The 17,626-nt window shown below is 62.5% G+C and carries 29 protein-coding genes; all 29 read right to left on the reverse strand.

Annotated features, from left to right (window positions below; translation table 11 throughout):
* Positions 1-13: 13 nt before the first annotated feature.
* The 29 genes from FHJ30_RS14275 to rplD all read right to left on the reverse strand — a co-directional run bounded on the left by FHJ30_RS14275 (position 14) and on the right by rplD (position 17,623).
* The gene (locus tag FHJ30_RS14275) at positions 14-907 is read right to left on the reverse strand and encodes a tRNA pseudouridine(38-40) synthase TruA (RefSeq protein WP_171059063.1); all 894 of its coding nucleotides are present in this window, start codon (positions 905-907) and stop codon (positions 14-16) included.
* Positions 908-939: 32 nt separating this feature from the next.
* Complete coding sequence (gene rplQ, locus FHJ30_RS14280) at positions 940-1,509, reverse strand: 50S ribosomal protein L17 (RefSeq protein WP_139029933.1); 570 nt, start codon at positions 1,507-1,509, stop codon at positions 940-942.
* A 72-nt stretch (positions 1,510-1,581) separates the two neighbouring features.
* Positions 1,582-2,592, reverse strand: a complete 1,011-nt coding sequence (locus tag FHJ30_RS14285) for a DNA-directed RNA polymerase subunit alpha (RefSeq protein ID WP_013601812.1) — start codon at positions 2,590-2,592, stop codon at positions 1,582-1,584.
* Positions 2,593-2,723: 131 nt separating this feature from the next.
* Entirely contained in the window at positions 2,724-3,125 is a 402-nt protein-coding gene (gene rpsK / locus FHJ30_RS14290; RefSeq protein ID WP_018760435.1) for a 30S ribosomal protein S11, read from the reverse strand.
* Between the two features lie 57 nt (positions 3,126-3,182).
* A complete protein-coding gene (rpsM, locus tag FHJ30_RS14295; protein ID WP_003803743.1) occupies positions 3,183-3,557 on the reverse strand; it encodes a 30S ribosomal protein S13 in 375 nt (124 codons plus the stop codon).
* A 183-nt stretch (positions 3,558-3,740) separates the two neighbouring features.
* Positions 3,741-3,854 (reverse strand): 50S ribosomal protein L36, encoded by a 114-nt coding sequence (gene rpmJ, locus FHJ30_RS14300; protein WP_009358722.1) that lies wholly within the window; start codon positions 3,852-3,854, stop codon positions 3,741-3,743.
* A 70-nt stretch (positions 3,855-3,924) separates the two neighbouring features.
* Positions 3,925-4,146 carry a translation initiation factor IF-1 gene (gene infA, locus FHJ30_RS14305; RefSeq protein WP_009358723.1) on the reverse strand — a complete coding sequence of 74 codons (222 nt, stop codon included), beginning with the start codon at positions 4,144-4,146 and terminating at the stop codon, positions 3,925-3,927.
* A 167-nt stretch (positions 4,147-4,313) separates the two neighbouring features.
* Positions 4,314-5,249: a P1 family peptidase gene (locus FHJ30_RS14310; RefSeq protein ID WP_139029934.1), complete on the reverse strand. Its 936-nt coding sequence runs from the start codon at positions 5,247-5,249 to the stop codon at positions 4,314-4,316.
* A gap of 103 nt (positions 5,250-5,352) precedes the next feature.
* A complete protein-coding gene (map, locus tag FHJ30_RS14315) occupies positions 5,353-6,180 on the reverse strand; it encodes a type I methionyl aminopeptidase (protein ID WP_139029935.1) in 828 nt (275 codons plus the stop codon).
* 72 nt (positions 6,181-6,252) lie between these two features.
* Positions 6,253-6,822 (reverse strand): adenylate kinase, encoded by a 570-nt coding sequence (locus FHJ30_RS14320; RefSeq protein WP_013601815.1) that lies wholly within the window; start codon positions 6,820-6,822, stop codon positions 6,253-6,255.
* 5 nt (positions 6,823-6,827) lie between these two features.
* Positions 6,828-8,138 carry a preprotein translocase subunit SecY gene (secY, locus tag FHJ30_RS14325; protein WP_139029936.1) on the reverse strand — a complete coding sequence of 437 codons (1,311 nt, stop codon included), beginning with the start codon at positions 8,136-8,138 and terminating at the stop codon, positions 6,828-6,830.
* A gap of 215 nt (positions 8,139-8,353) precedes the next feature.
* Positions 8,354-8,839 carry a 50S ribosomal protein L15 gene (gene rplO, locus FHJ30_RS14330; protein ID WP_066277850.1) on the reverse strand — a complete coding sequence of 162 codons (486 nt, stop codon included), beginning with the start codon at positions 8,837-8,839 and terminating at the stop codon, positions 8,354-8,356.
* Positions 8,840-9,046 carry a 50S ribosomal protein L30 gene (gene rpmD, locus FHJ30_RS14335; protein ID WP_078027228.1) on the reverse strand — a complete coding sequence of 69 codons (207 nt, stop codon included), beginning with the start codon at positions 9,044-9,046 and terminating at the stop codon, positions 8,840-8,842.
* Between the two features lie 2 nt (positions 9,047-9,048).
* Positions 9,049-9,771, reverse strand: a complete 723-nt coding sequence (gene rpsE / locus FHJ30_RS14340; RefSeq protein WP_139029937.1) for a 30S ribosomal protein S5 — start codon at positions 9,769-9,771, stop codon at positions 9,049-9,051.
* Entirely contained in the window at positions 9,768-10,151 is a 384-nt protein-coding gene (rplR, locus tag FHJ30_RS14345; protein ID WP_079596676.1) for a 50S ribosomal protein L18, read from the reverse strand. Before rplR ends, rpsE begins: the two co-directional genes overlap by 4 nt.
* Positions 10,152-10,153: 2 nt before the next feature.
* Complete coding sequence (rplF, locus tag FHJ30_RS14350; protein WP_050054319.1) at positions 10,154-10,690, reverse strand: 50S ribosomal protein L6; 537 nt, start codon at positions 10,688-10,690, stop codon at positions 10,154-10,156.
* A gap of 18 nt (positions 10,691-10,708) precedes the next feature.
* Positions 10,709-11,107 carry a 30S ribosomal protein S8 gene (gene rpsH, locus FHJ30_RS14355; RefSeq protein WP_041652213.1) on the reverse strand — a complete coding sequence of 133 codons (399 nt, stop codon included), beginning with the start codon at positions 11,105-11,107 and terminating at the stop codon, positions 10,709-10,711.
* 95 nt (positions 11,108-11,202) lie between these two features.
* Complete coding sequence (gene rplE, locus FHJ30_RS14360; RefSeq protein ID WP_102975105.1) at positions 11,203-11,784, reverse strand: 50S ribosomal protein L5; 582 nt, start codon at positions 11,782-11,784, stop codon at positions 11,203-11,205.
* Positions 11,784-12,146, reverse strand: coding sequence for a 50S ribosomal protein L24 (rplX, locus tag FHJ30_RS14365; protein ID WP_013601824.1), 363 nt, complete (start codon positions 12,144-12,146; stop codon positions 11,784-11,786). The genes rplE and rplX overlap by 1 nt, the downstream gene beginning before the upstream one ends.
* 3 nt (positions 12,147-12,149) lie before the next feature.
* Positions 12,150-12,518, reverse strand: a complete 369-nt coding sequence (gene rplN / locus FHJ30_RS14370) for a 50S ribosomal protein L14 (protein ID WP_009358299.1) — start codon at positions 12,516-12,518, stop codon at positions 12,150-12,152.
* Between the two features lie 724 nt (positions 12,519-13,242).
* On the reverse strand, positions 13,243-13,548 hold the full coding sequence (gene rpsQ / locus FHJ30_RS14375; RefSeq protein WP_013601827.1) for a 30S ribosomal protein S17: 306 nt from the start codon (positions 13,546-13,548) through the stop codon (positions 13,243-13,245).
* Positions 13,545-13,874 carry a 50S ribosomal protein L29 gene (gene rpmC, locus FHJ30_RS21925; RefSeq protein WP_013601828.1) on the reverse strand — a complete coding sequence of 110 codons (330 nt, stop codon included), beginning with the start codon at positions 13,872-13,874 and terminating at the stop codon, positions 13,545-13,547. The genes rpsQ and rpmC overlap by 4 nt, the downstream gene beginning before the upstream one ends.
* A 2-nt stretch (positions 13,875-13,876) precedes the next feature.
* Positions 13,877-14,293 carry a 50S ribosomal protein L16 gene (gene rplP / locus FHJ30_RS14385; RefSeq protein ID WP_013601829.1) on the reverse strand — a complete coding sequence of 139 codons (417 nt, stop codon included), beginning with the start codon at positions 14,291-14,293 and terminating at the stop codon, positions 13,877-13,879.
* Positions 14,294-15,130 carry a 30S ribosomal protein S3 gene (gene rpsC / locus FHJ30_RS14390; RefSeq protein ID WP_104184333.1) on the reverse strand — a complete coding sequence of 279 codons (837 nt, stop codon included), beginning with the start codon at positions 15,128-15,130 and terminating at the stop codon, positions 14,294-14,296.
* A complete protein-coding gene (rplV, locus tag FHJ30_RS14395; protein ID WP_009358304.1) occupies positions 15,131-15,496 on the reverse strand; it encodes a 50S ribosomal protein L22 in 366 nt (121 codons plus the stop codon).
* A 38-nt stretch (positions 15,497-15,534) separates the two neighbouring features.
* Positions 15,535-15,816, reverse strand: a complete 282-nt coding sequence (rpsS, locus tag FHJ30_RS14400; RefSeq protein ID WP_003803803.1) for a 30S ribosomal protein S19 — start codon at positions 15,814-15,816, stop codon at positions 15,535-15,537.
* Between the two features lie 12 nt (positions 15,817-15,828).
* Positions 15,829-16,668 carry a 50S ribosomal protein L2 gene (rplB, locus tag FHJ30_RS14405; protein ID WP_066277871.1) on the reverse strand — a complete coding sequence of 280 codons (840 nt, stop codon included), beginning with the start codon at positions 16,666-16,668 and terminating at the stop codon, positions 15,829-15,831.
* Positions 16,669-16,697: 29 nt separating this feature from the next.
* Positions 16,698-17,003: a 50S ribosomal protein L23 gene (gene rplW, locus FHJ30_RS14410; RefSeq protein ID WP_009358306.1), complete on the reverse strand. Its 306-nt coding sequence runs from the start codon at positions 17,001-17,003 to the stop codon at positions 16,698-16,700.
* Positions 17,000-17,623: a 50S ribosomal protein L4 gene (gene rplD / locus FHJ30_RS14415; protein ID WP_139029938.1), complete on the reverse strand. Its 624-nt coding sequence runs from the start codon at positions 17,621-17,623 to the stop codon at positions 17,000-17,002. The genes rplW and rplD overlap by 4 nt, the downstream gene beginning before the upstream one ends.
* Between the last annotated feature and the right edge of the window lie 3 nt (positions 17,624-17,626).

Here is a 17,626-nt window from a genome sequence, read left to right on the forward strand (position 1 = left end):
CAATCGATGGGGACTAGTGCTCGCGCAGCGCCCTGGTGAGTTCGGCACGTGCCAGCAGCTCGTCGTCGGACGGGTAGGCCACTTCCTCCAGCACCAGCGGATGCGGCGCGGCCAGCACGGACTTCGCGTCGCGTTTCCGGGCCAGCAGCCGCTCGTACAGCCAGCCCGGTTCTTCCACGCCCTCGCCCACATACAGGGCGGAGCCGATCAGGGCACGCACCATGTTGTGGCAGAACGCGTCCGCCTGGACGGTGGCCACAATGACGCCGTCCTCCGCGCGGGTGAACTCGAAGCGCTGCAGCTCCCGGATGGTGGTGGCGCCCTCGCGCGGCTTGCAGAAGGACAGGAAGTTCTGCAGGCCCAGGAGCTTGGACGCACCTTCGTTCAGCAGGCCAACGTCCAGCAGGTTCTTGTGCCACAGGGTTGAGTATCGGCCCAGCGGGTCCCACAGGGCGGGCCCGTCCGCAATGCGGTAGCTGTAGCGGCGCCAGAGGGCCGAGAACCGTGCGTCGAAGCCGGGCGGGGCCAGTGAAATCCGGTGCACCTCCACCGCCCCGGTGAGATCCCCGAGGATGCGGCTGAGGGCGCCGCGGATCCTGCGCAGCATGGCGACGGCGGGATCCAGTTCGTGCCCGCGCGGGAGTCCCCGCCACTCGGCTTCCGTCAGGTCGAGATGGACAACCTGGCCCCGTGCGTGCACCCCGGCGTCAGTCCGGCCTGCGACGGTGACCCGGATCGGCCGGCGGACCAGCAGGTGCAGGGCCTCTTCCAGGACTCCCTGGACCGTCCGCAGCCCTGGCTGCAATGCCCACCCGCTGAACGGGCCGCCGTCGTACGACACATCAAGCCGGACACGCAAAAACCCGCCGCCCCCCAAAACGGGGGCAGCGGGTTTTTGGTCGTTCATAGACTCAAGTCTATGCGAAGGAAGTCAGCGAATTACTTCGCGTCCTTCTCCTCGGCAGCGGGCTCTTCAGCAGCTTCCTCAGCGGCCGGAGCCTCTTCGGTTGCAGCCTCTTCAGCGGCAGGAGCCTCGGTGGTTTCCTCAGCCGGAGCCTCGGTAGCCTCAGCCTCGGGTGCTTCCTCGGCAGCCGGAGCGGCCTTGGCAGCAGCCTGGGTAGCCTCGGCTACAACGGCCTGCTTGGCGGAAACGGGCTCGAGGACCAGCTCGATGACAGCCATGGGGGCGTTGTCGCCCTTGCGGTTGCCGATCTTGGTGATGCGGGTGTAGCCGCCGTCGCGGTTCTCCACTGCCTGGGCAATGTCGGTGAACAGCTCGTGGACGACGCCCTTGTTGCTGATCAGGCCGAGCACGCGGCGGCGGGAAGCAAGGTCGCCACGCTTGGCGAAAGTCACCAGGCGCTCTGCGTACGGCTTCAGGCGCTTCGCCTTGGTCACCGTGGTGGTGATCCGCTTGTGCTCGAACAGGGATGCTGCCAGGTTCGCGAGCATGAGGCGCTCGTGAGCCGGGCCGCCTCCGAGGCGCGGACCCTTAGTGGGGGTAGGCATAATTGTTTCTCCTCAAATGGAAGCCGTGGGCGCTGCACACCGTGGTGCCCTGCCCGCCGGCCAAGGTCTGGTTTAGAGTTCGTCGTCGCCGAAGGCGGCGTCGTCCTCTTCGATTGCTGCGGCGCGTGCTGCGAGGTCAAAACCGGGAGGCGAGTCCTTGAGGGACAGGCCCAGTTCAACCAGCTTTGCCTTGACCTCGTCAATGGACTTTGCACCGAAGTTGCGGATGTCCATCAGGTCAGCCTCGGAGCGGGCAACGAGTTCACCCACGGTGTGGATGCCCTCACGCTTGAGGCAGTTGTAGGAACGGACGGTAAGGTCCAGATCCTCGATCGGCAGTGCCATGTCGGCTGCCAGGGCAGCGTCGGTGGGCGACGGACCGATCTCGATACCTTCAGCTGCGGTGTTCAGCTCACGTGCCAGACCGAAGAGCTCCACCAGGGTGGTGCCTGCGGAAGCAACAGCATCGCGCGGGGCGATGGCCTGCTTGGTCTCGACGTCGACAATCAGCTTGTCGAAGTCGGTGCGCTGCTCAACACGGGTTGCTTCCACGCGGAAAGTAACCTTCAGCACCGGCGAGTAGATGGAGTCGACCGGGATACGGCCGATCTCTGCGTCGCCGGACTTGTTCTGAGCTGCCGAAACGTAGCCGCGGCCGCGCTCGATGGTCAGTTCGAGTTCGAACTTGCCCTTCGAGTTCAGCGTGGCGATGTGCAGATCCGGGTTGTGGAATTCGACGCCGGCCGGCGGAGCGATGTCCGCGGCGGTGACGACTCCGGGGCCCTGCTTGCGCAGGTATGCGACAACCGGCTCGTCGTGCTCAGAGGAGACCGACAGGCTCTTGATGTTCAGGATGATCTCAGTGACATCTTCCTTCACACCCGGAACCGTGGTGAACTCGTGCAGCACGCCATCGATCCGGATGCTGGTTACGGCAGCACCGGGGATGGAGGAGAGCAGGGTACGGCGGAGGGAGTTTCCGAGGGTGTAGCCGAAGCCCGGTTCCAGCGGTTCAATGATGAAACGCGAACGGTTTTCGGAGACTACCTCTTCGGAGAGGGTGGGGCGCTGTGCAATGAGCACTTAGGTTTCCTTTCGGCGAGCATCCGCTATATGACGCAACACAGGTGGTGGAAATTCGGTCTGAAGACTTAACGCGCTGGGCTTGCCCGGACCATCGACGGTCCGGGCAAGCTCAAGCGGCGCTGGAAGCCTTAGACGCGGCGGCGCTTCGGCGGGCGGCAGCCGTTGTGCGCAGCGGGGGTGACGTCCTGGATGGAGCCAACCTCGAGGCCGGCGGCCTGGAGCGAACGGATGGCGGTCTCGCGTCCGGAGCCCGGGCCCTTGACGAAAACGTCTACCTTGCGCATGCCGTGCTCCTGCGCACGCTTGGCAGCAGCTTCGGCAGCCATCTGGGCTGCGAACGGGGTGGACTTACGCGAGCCCTTGAAGCCAACCTCACCTGAGGAAGCCCAAGAGATAACAGCGCCGCTCGGGTCCGTGATGGAAACGATGGTGTTGTTAAAAGTGCTCTTGATGTGCGCCTGGCCAAGCGCGATATTCTTCTTGTCCTTCTTACGCGGCTTGCGAACCGCGCCACGAGTCTTCGGGGGCATTTTTTCTCCTACAGAAAGTTATTGGGGAATGCTCCGTAAAAAATCCCGGCCGGGATTTTAACGGGCCTTCTTCTTGCCGGCGACGGTACGCTTCGGGCCCTTGCGGGTACGTGCGTTGGTCTTCGTACGCTGTCCGCGTACGGGCAGGCCCTTGCGGTGGCGCAGGCCTTCGTAGCTGCCGATTTCAACCTTGCGGCGGATATCTGCTGCTACTTCGCGGCGAAGGTCACCCTCAACCTTGTAGTTGCCTTCAATGTAGTCACGCAGCTCAACCAGCTGGGCGTCAGTCAGGTCCTTGACGCGAACGTCAGCGCTGATGCCCGTGGCAGCCAGGGTTTCGTGTGCACGGGTCTTGCCCACGCCGTAGATGTAAGTAAGCGCAATTTCCAGCCGCTTTTCGCGGGGAATGTCTACGCCAGCGAGACGAGCCATAGTGGCAGTACTCCTTGATAAACCGGAGGTCCTAGGCAGTACACCCGCACGTTCTGTGCGGCCCCAGCCTCCGACCGGGGGTTAGCTGTCCGGACTCTTTCGAGCTCAATGTTCCAGATCAGCTTGTGCTGCCTTTATTTACTTGCGTGGGTTAGCAACCCAGGATTTCCCGGTGAAGGGAAATTAGCCCTGGCGCTGCTTGTGGCGCGGGTTCTCGCAGATCACCATGACCCGGCCATTACGGCGGATCACTTTGCACTTTTCGCAGATCTGCTTGACGCTCGGCTTGACCTTCATGGCATTCCTTTGCGTGTAACAGTTGGTCAGCTGGAGCGGCAGTCAGCATTCACTGAAGCCGCCCAGCAATTTACTTGTAGCGGTAGACGATACGACCACGGGTGAGGTCGTACGGGCTCAGCTCCACCACTACGCGGTCCTCTGGGAGGATTCGGATGTAGTGCTGACGCATCTTTCCAGAGATGTGTGCCAGAACGATGTGCTTGTTGGTGAGCTCAACGCGAAACATCGCGTTAGGCAGCGCCTCGGTCACAACGCCTTCGATCTCAATGACCCCGTCCTTCTTGGCCATACCCTCCGCTAACTGTTGTTGCCGCAGCCCTGCCGGATTGCACCGGGCATGGCCACGAACGTTTTGGTTGGATCGATTGCCGGCTCCAGACCCAAAAGGGCGTGGCAGTCCAGACAACCAACAAACAACACTACGCCACTTTGCGGCGAAAGTTAAATCCAGCCATGCTAGCGCATCTCGCCGCCGTACGCACCATAATCCCCCGCCGGAGTGCTCACTGCTTGGGCACTGGCCACCCCGTCGAGTATGGCCAGGCGTACGACGTCGGCTGCCGCACTCTGCAGCGTGATGAGGCTAGCCTGCCGGGCAGGTCCGTCCGAGCGGTCCAGGTGCACGGCACCAGTTGCGAGGCAGAAGACAGTGTCACCGTCAGCCAGGGTGTGGGAGGGATTAAGCGCCCGTGCGATCCCGGCATGCGAAGCCGACGCCGTTCTTTTGCATTCCGCCACATCCAGGACGGCGTTGGTGGCGACGACAACAAGGGTGGTATTCAGCGGCGCGTCTGCATCATGGTGATCGGGCTTTTCGAAACCAAACGGGAGTCCCAACGCGTTGACGATGGCTAGGGCTCCGACAATGACGCCGTTGTCCAGCGCGATGGAGGCAGTGCCAACGCCGCCTTTGAACTGTCGCCTGCCGATGAGGGCCCCGGTGCCGGCACCAACGTTGCCGCGTCCGACGTCGTGCCCGTCCTGCTCCGCAGCCGCGGCGGCGGTGGCCGCGTAGCCCATGTCCGGCGTCGGACGTGCTTTAAAGTCGCCGCCCCGGCCGAGGTCGAAGATCGCGGCGGCCGGGACGATGGGCACCACTCCCCCCGGCACAGCGAACCCGCGGCCGTTCTCCTCGCACCAGCACTGGGCGCCTCCGGCTGAAGCGAGGCCGTAGGCGCTGCCGCCGGTGAGGACCACGGCGTCGACGGCGCTGACCAGGGTGGTGGGATCCAGTGCGTCCGTCTCGTGGGTGGCGGGGCCGCCTCCCTGGACGTCCACAGAACCGACGGTACCCGGCGGCGGCAGGACCACCGTCACGCCAGTCAGCCAGCCGTCGTCGGATTTCTGCACATGGCCAACCCGGATCCCGGGCACATCAGTGATCGCTCCCATGGCACCCATTCTTCCCCCTCCCCCCAACCAGGTAGCGCTAAGTGTCGTTTTGAACCCTCAAAACGACACTTAGCGCTACTTACTTGGGAAGGCGGCGGAGAACTTAGGGGATCGGCACCGGGGTGACGCCGAGGGGCACCAGGTGCTCCGCGCCGCCGTCGGGCGCTGACAGCACCCAGATGCCCTTCTCATGGACAGCCACCGAGTGCTCCCACTGGCAGGAACGCTTGCCGTCCGTGGTGACCACGGTCCAGTCGTCCTCCAGGACTGCGGTGTCGATGCCGCCGCGCACCAGCATGGGCTCAATGGCGAGACACAGGCCCGGCCGGATTTTCGGGCCGCGGTGGCTGGTGCGGTAGTTCAGCACATCCGGGGCCATGTGCATTTCCGAGCCGATGCCGTGGCCCACGTAATCTTCCAGGATGCCAAGCGGCTTGCCCGGAACGGAGGAGACGTAGTCGTCGATGGCCGCCCCGACGTCGCCGACATGCTTGCCGGTGGCCAGCGCCGCGATCCCCCGCCACATTGCAGCACGGGTGACGTCCGAGAGGCGCTGGTCCTCCGGATCCGCCGTGCCCACAATGACGGTCCGCGCGGAATCGGAGTGCCAGCCGTTGACGATCGCGCCGCCGTCTATCGAGATGATGTCACCGTCTTTGAGGACCCGGCTGCCGGGGATGCCGTGCACCACCTCCTCATTGACCGAAGTGCAGATGGTGGCCGGAAAGCCGTGGTAGCCGAGGAAGTTCGACTTGGCGCCGGCCTCGTTCAGCACAGCGGCGAAGACGTCGTCCAGGTGCTTGGTTGTCACGCCGGGCACGGCGGCGGCGACGGCAGCATCGAGCGCGCGGCTCAGGACCAGGCCTGCCTCGTGCATGGTGCGCATCTGGGCGTTGGTCTTGTATTCGATGCGGGGCTGGCCAAAGGCCATGGGGTTCCTTCTTTCAAATGGCTGAGGCTCCTCCCGGATGACGGGAGGAGCCTCGATGTACTGCCGGCTGGATCAGGCTGCCTGGGCAGCCTTGATAGCCTCCATGACGCGGTCGGTGACCTCGTCGATGGGGCCGATTCCGTCCACCTGGGTGAGGATGCCGCGCTCGGCGTACTTGGCCACCACGGCTTCGGTCTGCTCGTGGTACAGGTCAAGGCGGTGGCGGATGACGGCTTCATTGTCGTCGCTCCGGCCCGTTTCCTTGGCCCGGCCCAGGAGCCGGTGGACCAGTTCCTCATCGTCCGCAGTCAGCTGCAGGACGACGTCGAGCTTCTCCTCACCCTTGGCGAGGATCTCGTCCAGGTAATCCACCTGGGCGGTGGTGCGGGGGTAGCCGTCCAGCAGGAAGCCGTTTTCGACGTCGGCCTCGCTGAGCCGGTCCCGCACCATCTTGTTGGTCACGCTGTCCGGAACGAAGTCGCCATTGTCCATGTACTTCTTGGCCTCAATGCCAAGCGGCGTCTCGCCCTTCACGTTCGCACGGAAGATGTCGCCGGTGGAGATGGCCACAACGCCGAGGCGCTCTGAAATCCGTTCCGCCTGCGTTCCTTTTCCGGACCCCGGAGGTCCAATAATCAGCATTCTCGTCATCGCAAAAGCCCTTCGTAGTGACGTTGTTGTAGCTGCGCATCAATCTGCTTGACGGTCTCCAGACCCACGCCCACCATGATCAGGATCGAGGTGCCACCGAACGGGAAGTTCTGGTTCGCGTTGATCAGTACCAGTGCCACGAGCGGGATCAGCGCCACGAAGCCCAGGTAGAGGGCTCCGGGCAGGGTGATCCTGGAGAGCACGTACTGCAGATAGTCAGCGGTCGGCTTACCCGCGCGGATACCCGGGATAAAGCCGCCGTACTTCTTCATGTTGTCCGAGACCTCTTCAGGGTTGAAGGTGATCGCGACATAGAAGTAGGTAAAGAACACGATCATGGCGAAGTACAGGACCATGTAGATCGGCTGGTCGCCGCGGACCAGGTTGTTGTTAATCCATTCAACCCACGGCTGCAGCTGCTCGCCCTGCTTGGGCTGGTTGAACTGCGCAATCAGGCCCGGCAGGTACAGCATGGAGGAAGCGAAGATCACCGGGATGACGCCGGCCATGTTGACCTTGATGGGGATATAGGTGCTGGTTCCGCCCACGGTCCGGCGGCCGATCATCCGCTTCGCGTACTGCACCGGAACCCGGCGCTGCGACTGCTCAACGAAGACCACCAGGGCAACGGTGAGCAGGCCCACGGCAAGGACGATGAAGAACGTTCCGGGACCCTGCGAGGTCCAGATGGCGCCGAGGGAGGTGGGGAAGGTGGCGGCGATGGACGTGAAGATCAGCAGCGACATGCCGTTGCCCACGCCCTTCTCAGTGACGAGCTCGCCCATCCACATGATCAGGCCGGTGCCTGCCGTGAGGGTGATGATGATCAGGATGGTGGTGATCACACTGCTGTCAGGAATGATCGGCAGGTTGCAGCCCGGAAGCAACTGGCCGGAACGCGCCAGCGACACCAGGGTCGTGGCATTGAGCAGGCCCAGTGCAATGGTGAGGTAACGGGTGTACTGGGTCAGCTTCGACTGACCTGAGGCGCCCTCTTCGTAGAGCTCCTGGAACCGGGGAATGACCACCCGGAGCAGCTGGACGATGATGCTTGCCGTGATGTACGGCATGATGCCCAGGGCGAAGATGGACACCTGGAGCAACGCGCCGCCGCTGAACAGGTTCACGAGCTGGTAGAGCCCGCCTGCCGTCTGACCGTTCTGCAAGCATTGCTGGACATTCTGGTAGTTCACACCAGGCGAGGGAATGAAAGCACCCAAGCGGAAGATGGTGATGATTCCCAGCGTGAACAACAACTTGCGTCGCAGATCAGGCGTGCGAAAGGCCCGGCCAAATGCGCTAAGCAAGCGTCCTCCTGTGGTGTATATAAGAGTGGTGTGATGGGGATCTATAAATCCCAACAACCGAGTCTAACGGGTGTATGCGCCCTGCGAACAATCCGCGGAAGCGCCACTGCGCCGGATGGCGGCGAAAAAACGCCGGGCGGATGGAAAAAACTCCCGGCCCCAGGGCCGTAGCCCCGGGACCGGGAGTTCAACAACGGGCTTGGCGCCCACCGGCTCTAGAGAGCGGTGGTGCTTCCGCCTGCTGCGGCGATCTTTTCAGCAGCGCTGGCCGAGAATGCGTGGGCGGTGACGTCAACCTTGACGGTGATGTCGCCGGTGCCCAGCACCTTGACGGGCTGGTTCTTGCGAACGGCACCCTTTTCGACCAGGTTCTCCACGGTGACTGCGCCACCTTCGGGGAACAGCTCGTTGAGCTTGTCCAGGTTCACAACCTGGAACTCAACCCGGAACGGGTTCTTGAAGCCGCGCAGCTTCGGCAGGCGCATGTGCAGCGGCAGCTGGCCGCCGGCAAAGCCAGCCTTGATCTGGTAACGGGCTGCAGTACCCTTGGTACCACGTCCGGCGGTCTTACCCTTGGATCCCTCGCCACGACCAACGCGGGTCTTGGCGGTCTTGGCACCCGGGGCGGGACGCAGGTGGTGAACCTTCAGGGCGTTCTGCTTCTCAGCAGCCTGTGCCTTATCAGCAGTGTTCTCTGCCATTTACTTCGCCTCCTCTACCTTTACCAGGTGCGGAACCGTGTTGAGCATTCCCACGGTCACGGCATCGGCGGTGCGGACAACGGTCTGTCCGATACGCTTCAGGCCGAGGGACCGCAGGGTGTCGCGCTGGTTCTGCTTGCCGCCAATGGCGGACTTGATCTGAGTGATCTCCAACTGGGCGTCGGAGGGAATCAGGTTCTTAGCCATGACTAGGCACCTGCCTTCGGAGCCAGGAGGGCCTTCACCAGTGCCGCCGGAGCGATCTCGTCGAGGGGCAGGCCGCGGCGTGCTGCCACTGCTGCCGGCTCTTCGAGGCGCTTCAGGGCGTCAACAGTCGCGTGAACGATGTTGATGGCGTTGGAGGAACCGAGCGACTTGGAGAGGATGTCGTGGATTCCCACGCATTCCAGTACTGCACGGACCGGACCACCGGCGATAACACCGGTACCGGCGGAAGCCGGACGCAGCATTACGACGCCTGCGGCAGCCTCACCCTGAACGCGGTGCGGGATGGTGTTGCCAACGCGGGGAACGCGGAAGAAGGACTTCTTAGCTTCTTCAACGCCCTTCGCGATTGCGGCAGGAACTTCCTTAGCCTTGCCGTAGCCAACGCCGACCATGCCGTTACCGTCACCAACGACGACCAGGGCGGTGAAGCTGAAGCGACGACCACCCTTGACCACCTTGGAAACGCGGTTGATGGTGACGACGCGCTCTACGAACTGGCTCTTCTCGGCTTCACGGCCGCCGTCGCGGCCGCCACGGCCACCACGGTCGCCGCGGCCCTGGCCACGGTCGCCACGCTCGCCGCGACGAGCGCCACCACGGCGGTCATCGGCAGCTGCGGGGGCAGTGGTCTCAGCGGCAGCTACGGCTTCAGTAGCCTTCTGATCTGCAGACACAGTGTCCTTTTCCTTGTTTGCTTCCGTCACAGTGACAGCCCACCTTCACGTGCGCCGTCAGCGACGGCGGCGATCCGGCCGTGGTACTTGTTACCACCGCGGTCGAAGACAACAGCTTCGATACCGGCAGCCTTGGCACGCTCTGCGACGAGTTCGCCAACGCGCTTGGCCTTGGCAGTCTTGTCGCCGTCGAATGCACGAAGGTCGGCTTCCAGAGTGGAGGCGCTCGCTACGGTCAGGCCCTTGGTGTCATCGACAACCTGGACGAATACGTGGCGTGCGGAGCGGTTGACGACCAGACGCGGACGTACAGCCGTACCGGAGATGCGCTTACGGATACGAAGCTGGCGGCGGCTGCGCGAAGCAGACTTGCTCTTGTTCGTACGCTTCTTGTTAATTGAGATGGCCATGGTTACTTACCAGCCTTTCCGACCTTGCGGCGGATGACTTCGCCGGCGTAACGGATGCCCTTGCCCTTGTAGGGGTCCGGCTTCCGCAGCTTGCGAATGTTGGCAGCAACCTCGCCGACCTGCTGCTTGTTGATACCTGAAACAGAGAGCTTGGTCGGGGTCTCAACTGCAAAGGTGATGCCTTCCGGTGCGGAGACATTGACCGGGTGGCTGAAACCGAGAGCGAACTCAAGGTCAGATCCCTTGGCCTGAACGCGGTAACCGGTACCGACGATTTCAAGCTTCTTCTCGTAGCCCTTGGTAACGCCCTCGATCATGTTGGAGATCAGGGTGCGGGTCAGGCCGTGGAGTGAACGGGAGGCGCGCTCGTCGTTCGGGCGGGCGACAGTCAGGGTGTCTGCATCCAGGGTGACCTCGATCGGGCTGGCCACAGTGTGGTTCAGCTCGCCCTTGGATCCCTTGACGCTGACGACAGAGCCGTCAACCTTGACCTCAACGCCGGCAGGAACGGTGATGGGGAGACGTCCAATACGTGACATTATTCTCTTCCTTTCCCGTTACCAGACGTACGCGAGGACTTCGCCGCCCACGCCCTTCTTGCCGGCCTGCTTGTCAGTCAGGAGGCCGGAAGAGGTGGACAGGATTGCGACACCCAGGCCACCGAGCACGTGCGGCAGGTTGGTGGACTTTGCGTAAACACGCAGGCCCGGCTTGGAGATACGGCGAACACCAGCAATTGAACGCTCGCGGTTCGGTCCGAACTTGAGCTCGATGGTCAGCTTCTTGCCAACCTCAGCGTCCTCTTCCTTCCAGCCGGCAATGAAGCCTTCGGCCTTGAGGATGTCGGCGACGCGTGCCTTGAGCTTGCTGTACGGCATGGTCACGGTGTCGTGGTATGCCGAGTTTGCATTGCGCAGACGCGTAAGCATGTCTGCGACAGGATCTGTCATTGTCATGGTGGGCTCTTGCCCTTCCTCGTAACGGTTTCCGCGGTGCAGCGTCCCCGGCCTGGGCCAGGGATCCGTACCGCCGGACCTTTTACGTAGTTAGATTAGTCTTCGGCCTTGAACGGGAAGCCAAGCGCCTTCAGCAGCGCGCGGCCTTCGTCATCGGTCTTGGCAGTGGTAACAACCGTGATGTCCATACCGCGGACGCGGTCGATCTTGTCCTGGTCGATTTCGTGGAACATAACCTGCTCGGTCAGACCGAAGGTGTAGTTGCCGTTGCCATCGAACTGCTTGCCGGAGAGACCGCGGAAGTCCCTGATTCGGGGCAGCGCCAGGGTGACAAGACGATCCAGGAATTCCCACATGCGGTCGCCACGCAGGGTAGCGTGTGCACCGATGGGCATGCCTTCGCGCAGCTTGAACTGTGCGATCGACTTGCGGGCCTTGGTTACCTGCGGCTTCTGGCCGGTGATCTGGGTGAGGTCGCGGACGGCGCCGTCGATCAGCTTGGAGTCCTTGGCGGCATCTCCAACACCCATGTTCACAACGACCTTCACGAGGCGGGGAACCTGGTTGACGTTCTGGTACTTGAATTCCTCAATGAGCGTGCTCTTGATGGATTCGGCGTACTTGGTCTTCAGACGAGGAACGATCTTCGTTGCCGGAGTCTCGAGAGTCTCAGTCATTAGATGTCCTTCCCTGAGCTCTTGGCCACGCGGATGCGGACTTCGCGCTGCTTGCCGTTGCGCTCAACGGTCTCAGTGCGGAAGCCAACGCGGGTGGGCTTCTTGGTGGACGGGTCGACCAGAGCCACGTTGGAGATGTGGATCGGGGCTTCAACAACCTCGATGCCACCGGTCTTGGTGCCGCGCTGCGACTGACCGACCTTGGTGTGCTTGGTTACGCGGTTGATGCCCTCAACCAACACGCGGTTGGTGTCGGTGAACACGCGCAGGACCTTGCCCTGCTTGCCGCGGTCGCCGCCGCGCTCAGCCTTGGCGCCAGTGATGACCTGAACCAGGTCACCCTTCTTGATCTTTGCAGCCATGGACTAGAGCACCTCCGGAGCCAGAGAAACGATCTTCATGAACTTCTTGTCACGGAGTTCACGACCAACCGGTCCGAAGATACGGGTACCGCGGGGGTCACCGTCGCCCTTCAGGATCACAGCTGCGTTCTCGTCAAACTTGATGTAGGAACCATCCGCACGGCGGCGTTCCTTCTTGGTACGGACGATGACTGCCTTAACAACATCGCCCTTCTTTACGTTGCCGCCCGGGATTGCATCCTTGACGGTGGCGACAATGACGTCACCGATGCCTGCGTAGCGACGGCCAGATCCACCGAGAACGCGAATGGTAAGGATTTCCTTAGCACCCGTGTTGTCGGCGACCTTGAGTCGCGACTCCTGCTGAATCACTATTTACTCCTTGCGTCGCGCCGGTTCTCAGACCGAAAATCTTCCTACGGAATGAGCCTTGCGGAACGGTTGATCGGGGTGTCTCTTGACCTCCCTGGATTTTGCCAGACCAGGCCTAAACTCCCGTGCCAGAAGCAGTTGCTCCCATCCGGTCCAGGACTGGTCCTGGGCGCAAGGGGGCACTATGCCGTGGCACGCTTGTTTACGAGGTTGATGACGGCGCACGAAAGGCGCCATACAAACTCAAAATCTTAGCACAGTTTCGGCCGGTTCCCATATCACCGGGAGGCGCTCCCCCGCAAGGCGGACGACGGCGGGCACCGCGGACTTCAGCGGGCATGGCGGACGACGCGCCGCGCGCGGCAGCCTCACACCCCGCCTTTGGTGCCACTCCCCCGGGTCCCGCCCACCGCCGTCGGACGCTCTCTCACTTAACGCGCCCTTTCGGCGGACGCTCTCTCACTTAACGCGTCGTTTCGGCCGGCGCTCACTCACTCAACACGCCCTTTCGGCGGACGCTCTCTCACTTTCTTGAGGACAGTGAGAGAGCGTCCCGGAATTTCCCGCGTTAAGTGAGAGAGCGTCCGGGGGAAGAGGCACGACGGCGGGACGCGCCGTCGTGCCTCCGCCAAGGCCTGCCCCGCGTGGCGCGGTTGCATGGTTAAGCGCGGAAACCCCCGCTCCCAGAGGGAGCAGGGGCTTCCGGATGCCGAAGCAGCAGGTGCTACTTGGCCTTCTCGAGGATCTCCACGAGCCGCCAGTTCTTGGTGGCGGACAGCGGGCGGGTCTCGGCGATGACAACGAGGTCGCCGATGCCGGCGGTGTTGTTCTCATCGTGAGCCTTGACCTTGGAGGTACGGCGGATGACCTTGCCGTACAGGGCGTGCTTCACGCGGTCCTCAACCTGGACAACGATGGTCTTTTCCATCTTGTCAGAGACCACGTAGCCGCGACGCGTCTTGCGGTAACCGCGCTGCTCAGCCGTGGCTGCGGTAGCAGTTTCCGTCACGTTCTCGTCCTTTTCACTCACTTGGCATCCTCCTCGGTCTCAACCGTTTCAGCCGGCTCGGCCTTCTTGGTTGCTGCCTTCTTGGACTTCTTCTCTTCCTTGGCTTCCACAACCGGTGCGGCAACCTCGGCACGAATGCCCAGCTCGCGCTCACGGAGAACGGTGTAGATGCGGGCGATGTCCTTCTTTACCGCGCGCAGACGACCGTGGTTCTCCAGCTGTCCGGTGGCGGACTGGAAACGCAGGTTGAACAGCTCTTCCTTGGCCTTGCGGAGTTCTTCAACGAGACGCTCGTTGTCGAAACCGTCCAGCTGTGCGGGAGCCAGATCCTTGGATCCTACTGCCATTTCTATTCACCACCTTCGCGACGCAGAATGCGTGCCTTCAACGGGAGCTTGTGGATTGCCAGGCGCAGGGCCTCGCGGGCTACCGATTCCTCGACACCGGAGATCTCGAAGAGAACCCGGCCCGGCTTGACGTTTGCGACCCACCATTCCGGTGAACCCTTACCGGAACCCATGCGGGTTTCGGCAGGCTTCTTGGTCAGGGGACGGTCCGGGTAGATGTTGATCCAGACCTTACCGCCACGCTTGATGTGGCGGGTCATCGCGATACGGGCAGACTCGATCTGACGGTTGGTGACGTATGCCGGGCTCAGAGCCTGGATGCCGTACTCACCGAAGGAGACCTTGGTGCCGCCCGTAGCAGCGCCGGAACGACCCGGGTGGTGCTGCTTACGGTGCTTGACTCGACGTGGGATAAGCATTTAAGCCTGTCCTCCTTCTACAGCTGCAGCAGGTGCAGCCTCAGCTGCCGGAGCCTCGGCAGCAGGAGCTGCGTCAGCGGCCGGGCGGTCGTTGCGACGGCGGCGGTCACCACGGTCAGCGCCACCCGGGCGGCCCGGACGGTCGCTGGGACCGCGGCCACGGGACGGGGCGGAAGCGGCCTGCTGGGCCAGTTCCTTGGCGGTGACGTCACCCTTGTAGATCCAGACCTTCACGCCGATGCGGCCGAAGGTGGTCTTGGCTTCGTAGAAGCCGTAGTCGATGTTCGCGCGGAGGGTGTGCAGGGGCACACGGCCTTCGCGGTAGAACTCCGAGCGGGACATTTCAGCGCCACCGAGTCGACCGGAGCAGGCGATACGGATGCCCTTGGCACCTGCACGCTGCGCGGACTGCATGGCCTTCTTCATTGCACGGCGGAATGCCACGCGTGAAGTCAGCTGCTCAGCAACGCCCTGGGCTACAAGCTGGGCTTCCATCTCGGGGTTCTTGACCTCGAGGATGTTCAGCTGGACCTGCTTGCCGGTGAGCTTTTCGAGCTCGCCGCGGATGCGGTCTGCTTCTGCTCCACGGCGGCCGATGACGATGCCGGGACGGGCCGTGTGGATGTCCACGCGGACGCGGTCACGGGTGCGCTCGATCTCAACCTTGGCGATCCCGGCGCGCTCCATGCCCGTAGACATGAGCTGGCGGATGCGGATGTCTTCGCGAACGAAGTCCTTGTACCGCTGGCCGGCCTTGGTGCTGTCAGCGAACCAGTGCGATACGTGATCGGTGGTGATGCCGAGTCGGAACCCGTGCGGGTTTACTTTCTGTCCCACTTAGCGAGCCTCCTCTTTCTCCGGGGTAGCGACTACCACGGTGATGTGGCTGGTGCGCTTCTTGATCTGAAATGCACGACCCTGGGCACGCGGCTGGAACCGCTTCATGGTCGGGCCTTCATCAACAAACGCTTCGCTGATGATGAGGTCACCTTCGTCAAACGCCACGCCGTCGCGGTCCGCGAGGACCCGGGCGTTGGAGATTGCCGACTGTACTACCTTGAATACCGGCTCCGAAGCTGCCTGGGGGGCAAACTTCAGAATTGCCAGAGCCTCATTCGCTTGCAATCCACGAACAAGGTTGACGACGCGCCGGGCCTTCATAGGCGTTACGCGGATGTGGCGCGCAATTGCCTTGGCTTCCATTGCTTTCCTTCTCTCGTCTTTGACGTAAGTGCAGGCGCCTAGCGGCGCTTGCCCTTACGGTCGTCCTTGACATGGCCGCGGAATGTCCGCGTGGGAGCGAATTCGCCGAGCTTGTGCCCGACCATCGACTCGGTGACAAACACCGGGATGTGCTTGCGTCCGTCGTGTACGGCGATCGTGTGTCCGAGCATGTCGGGGATGATCATCGAACGGCGGGACCAGGTCTTGATGACGTTCTTGGTGCCCTTTTCGTTTTCCCTGGCTACCTTCACAAAGAGGTGCTGGTCGACGAAAGGACCTTTTTTCAGGCTGCGTGGCATGTGTCCAGGCTCCTATCGCTTGTTCTTGCCAGTACGACGGCGACGAACAATAAGCTTGTCGCTCTCTTTGTTGGGGCGGCGGGTGCGGCCTTCCCGCTGACCGTTGGGGTTGACGGGGTTACGTCCACCGGACGTCTTACCCTCACCACCACCGTGCGGGTGGTCAACCGGGTTCATGGCGACACCACGGACGGTCGGGCGGACGCCCTTCCAGCGCATGCGGCCGGCCTTGCCCCAGTTGATGTTCGACTGCTCGGCGTTGCCGACCTCGCCGACGGTTGCGCGGCAGCGCACGTCAACGTTGCGGATTTCGCCGGAAGGCAGACGCAGCTGGGCGAAGCGGCCTTCTTTGGCAACAAGCTGGATGGATGCGCCGGCGGAGCGGCCCATCTTGGCGCCGCCACCCGGACGCAGTTCAACTGCGTGGATAACGGTACCCACGGGGATGTTGCGCAGGGGCAGGTTGTTGCCAGGCTTGATGTCAGCGTTGGCGCCGGCCTCTACGAAGTCACCCTGGGACAGCTTGTTCGGGGCGATGATGTAACGCTTGGTGCCATCAACGTAGTGCAGGAGGGCGATGCGAGCCGTACGGTTCGGATCGTACTCAATTTCAGCAACGCGGGCGTCCACGCCGTCCTTGTCGTGACGACGGAAGTCGATCAGACGGTACTGGCGCTTGTGTCCGCCACCCTTGTGACGGGTGGTGATCTTACCGGTGTTGTTACGGCCGCCCTTTTTGGGCAGCGGACGTACCAACGACTTTTCCGGCGTCGACCGCGTGATTTCGGTGAAGTCCGCTACGCTCGAGCCACGACGGCCCGGGGTAGTCGGCTTGTATTTACGGATTCCCATAATTTATTTCCTCGTTAAAGTGGTCTCCGCTACGAGAGCGGACCGCCGAAGATGTCGATGGTGCCTTCTTTGAGGGTGACAATCGCACGCTTGGTGTTCTTGCGGGTACCCCATCCGAATTTGGTGCGCTTGCGCTTACCGGCACGGTTGATGGTGTTGATCGATTCGACCTTGACGGAGAAAATCTTCTCCACGGCCAGCTTGATCTCGGTCTTGTTCGAGCGGGGGTCCACCAGGAAGGTGTACTTGCCCTCGTCGATCAGGCCATAGCTCTTTTCCGACACGACGGGTGCAAGCACGACGTCGCGGGGATCCTTGATGGTGGCTGCACTCACTTGGCATCCTCCTCGTTCTTTGCCACTGCCTTGCCGGCAACGAATGCGTCGTAGGCAGCCTTGGTGAAGACAACGTCATCAGACACGAGAACGTCGTAGGTGTTCAGCTGGTCTGCGTACAGAACGTGAACACCGGCGAGGTTGCGCACGGACAGTGCAGCAACATCGTTGGCGCGCTCGATGACGACCAGCAGGTTCTTGCGCTCGGAGACACCGCGCAGTGCTGCCAGTGCAGCCTTGGCGGAAGGCTTGGTGCCTTCTACCAGCTCGGCGACAACGTGGATGCGTCCGTTGCGTGCCCGGTCAGACAGTGCGCCGCGCAGTGCAGCAGCAATCATCTTCTTGGGGGTCCGCTGGCTGTAGTCACGCGGGGTGGGACCGTGGACAACGCCACCGCCGGTCATGTGGGGAGCACGGATTGAACCCTGACGGGCGCGGCCGGTGCCCTTCTGCTTGAACGGCTTGCGTCCTGCACCGGAAACTTCAGCGCGGGTCTTGGTCTTGTGGGTACCCTGGCGAGCAGCAGCGAGCTGTGCAACGACAACCTGGTGCAGCAGCGGCACGTTGGTCTGGACGTCGAAGATCTCTGCAGGCAGGTCAACCTGGACAGTGTTAGCCATTGG

Source organism: Arthrobacter sp. BB-1, from assembly GCF_006151685.1.
Lineage (GTDB): Bacteria > Actinomycetota > Actinomycetes > Actinomycetales > Micrococcaceae > Arthrobacter.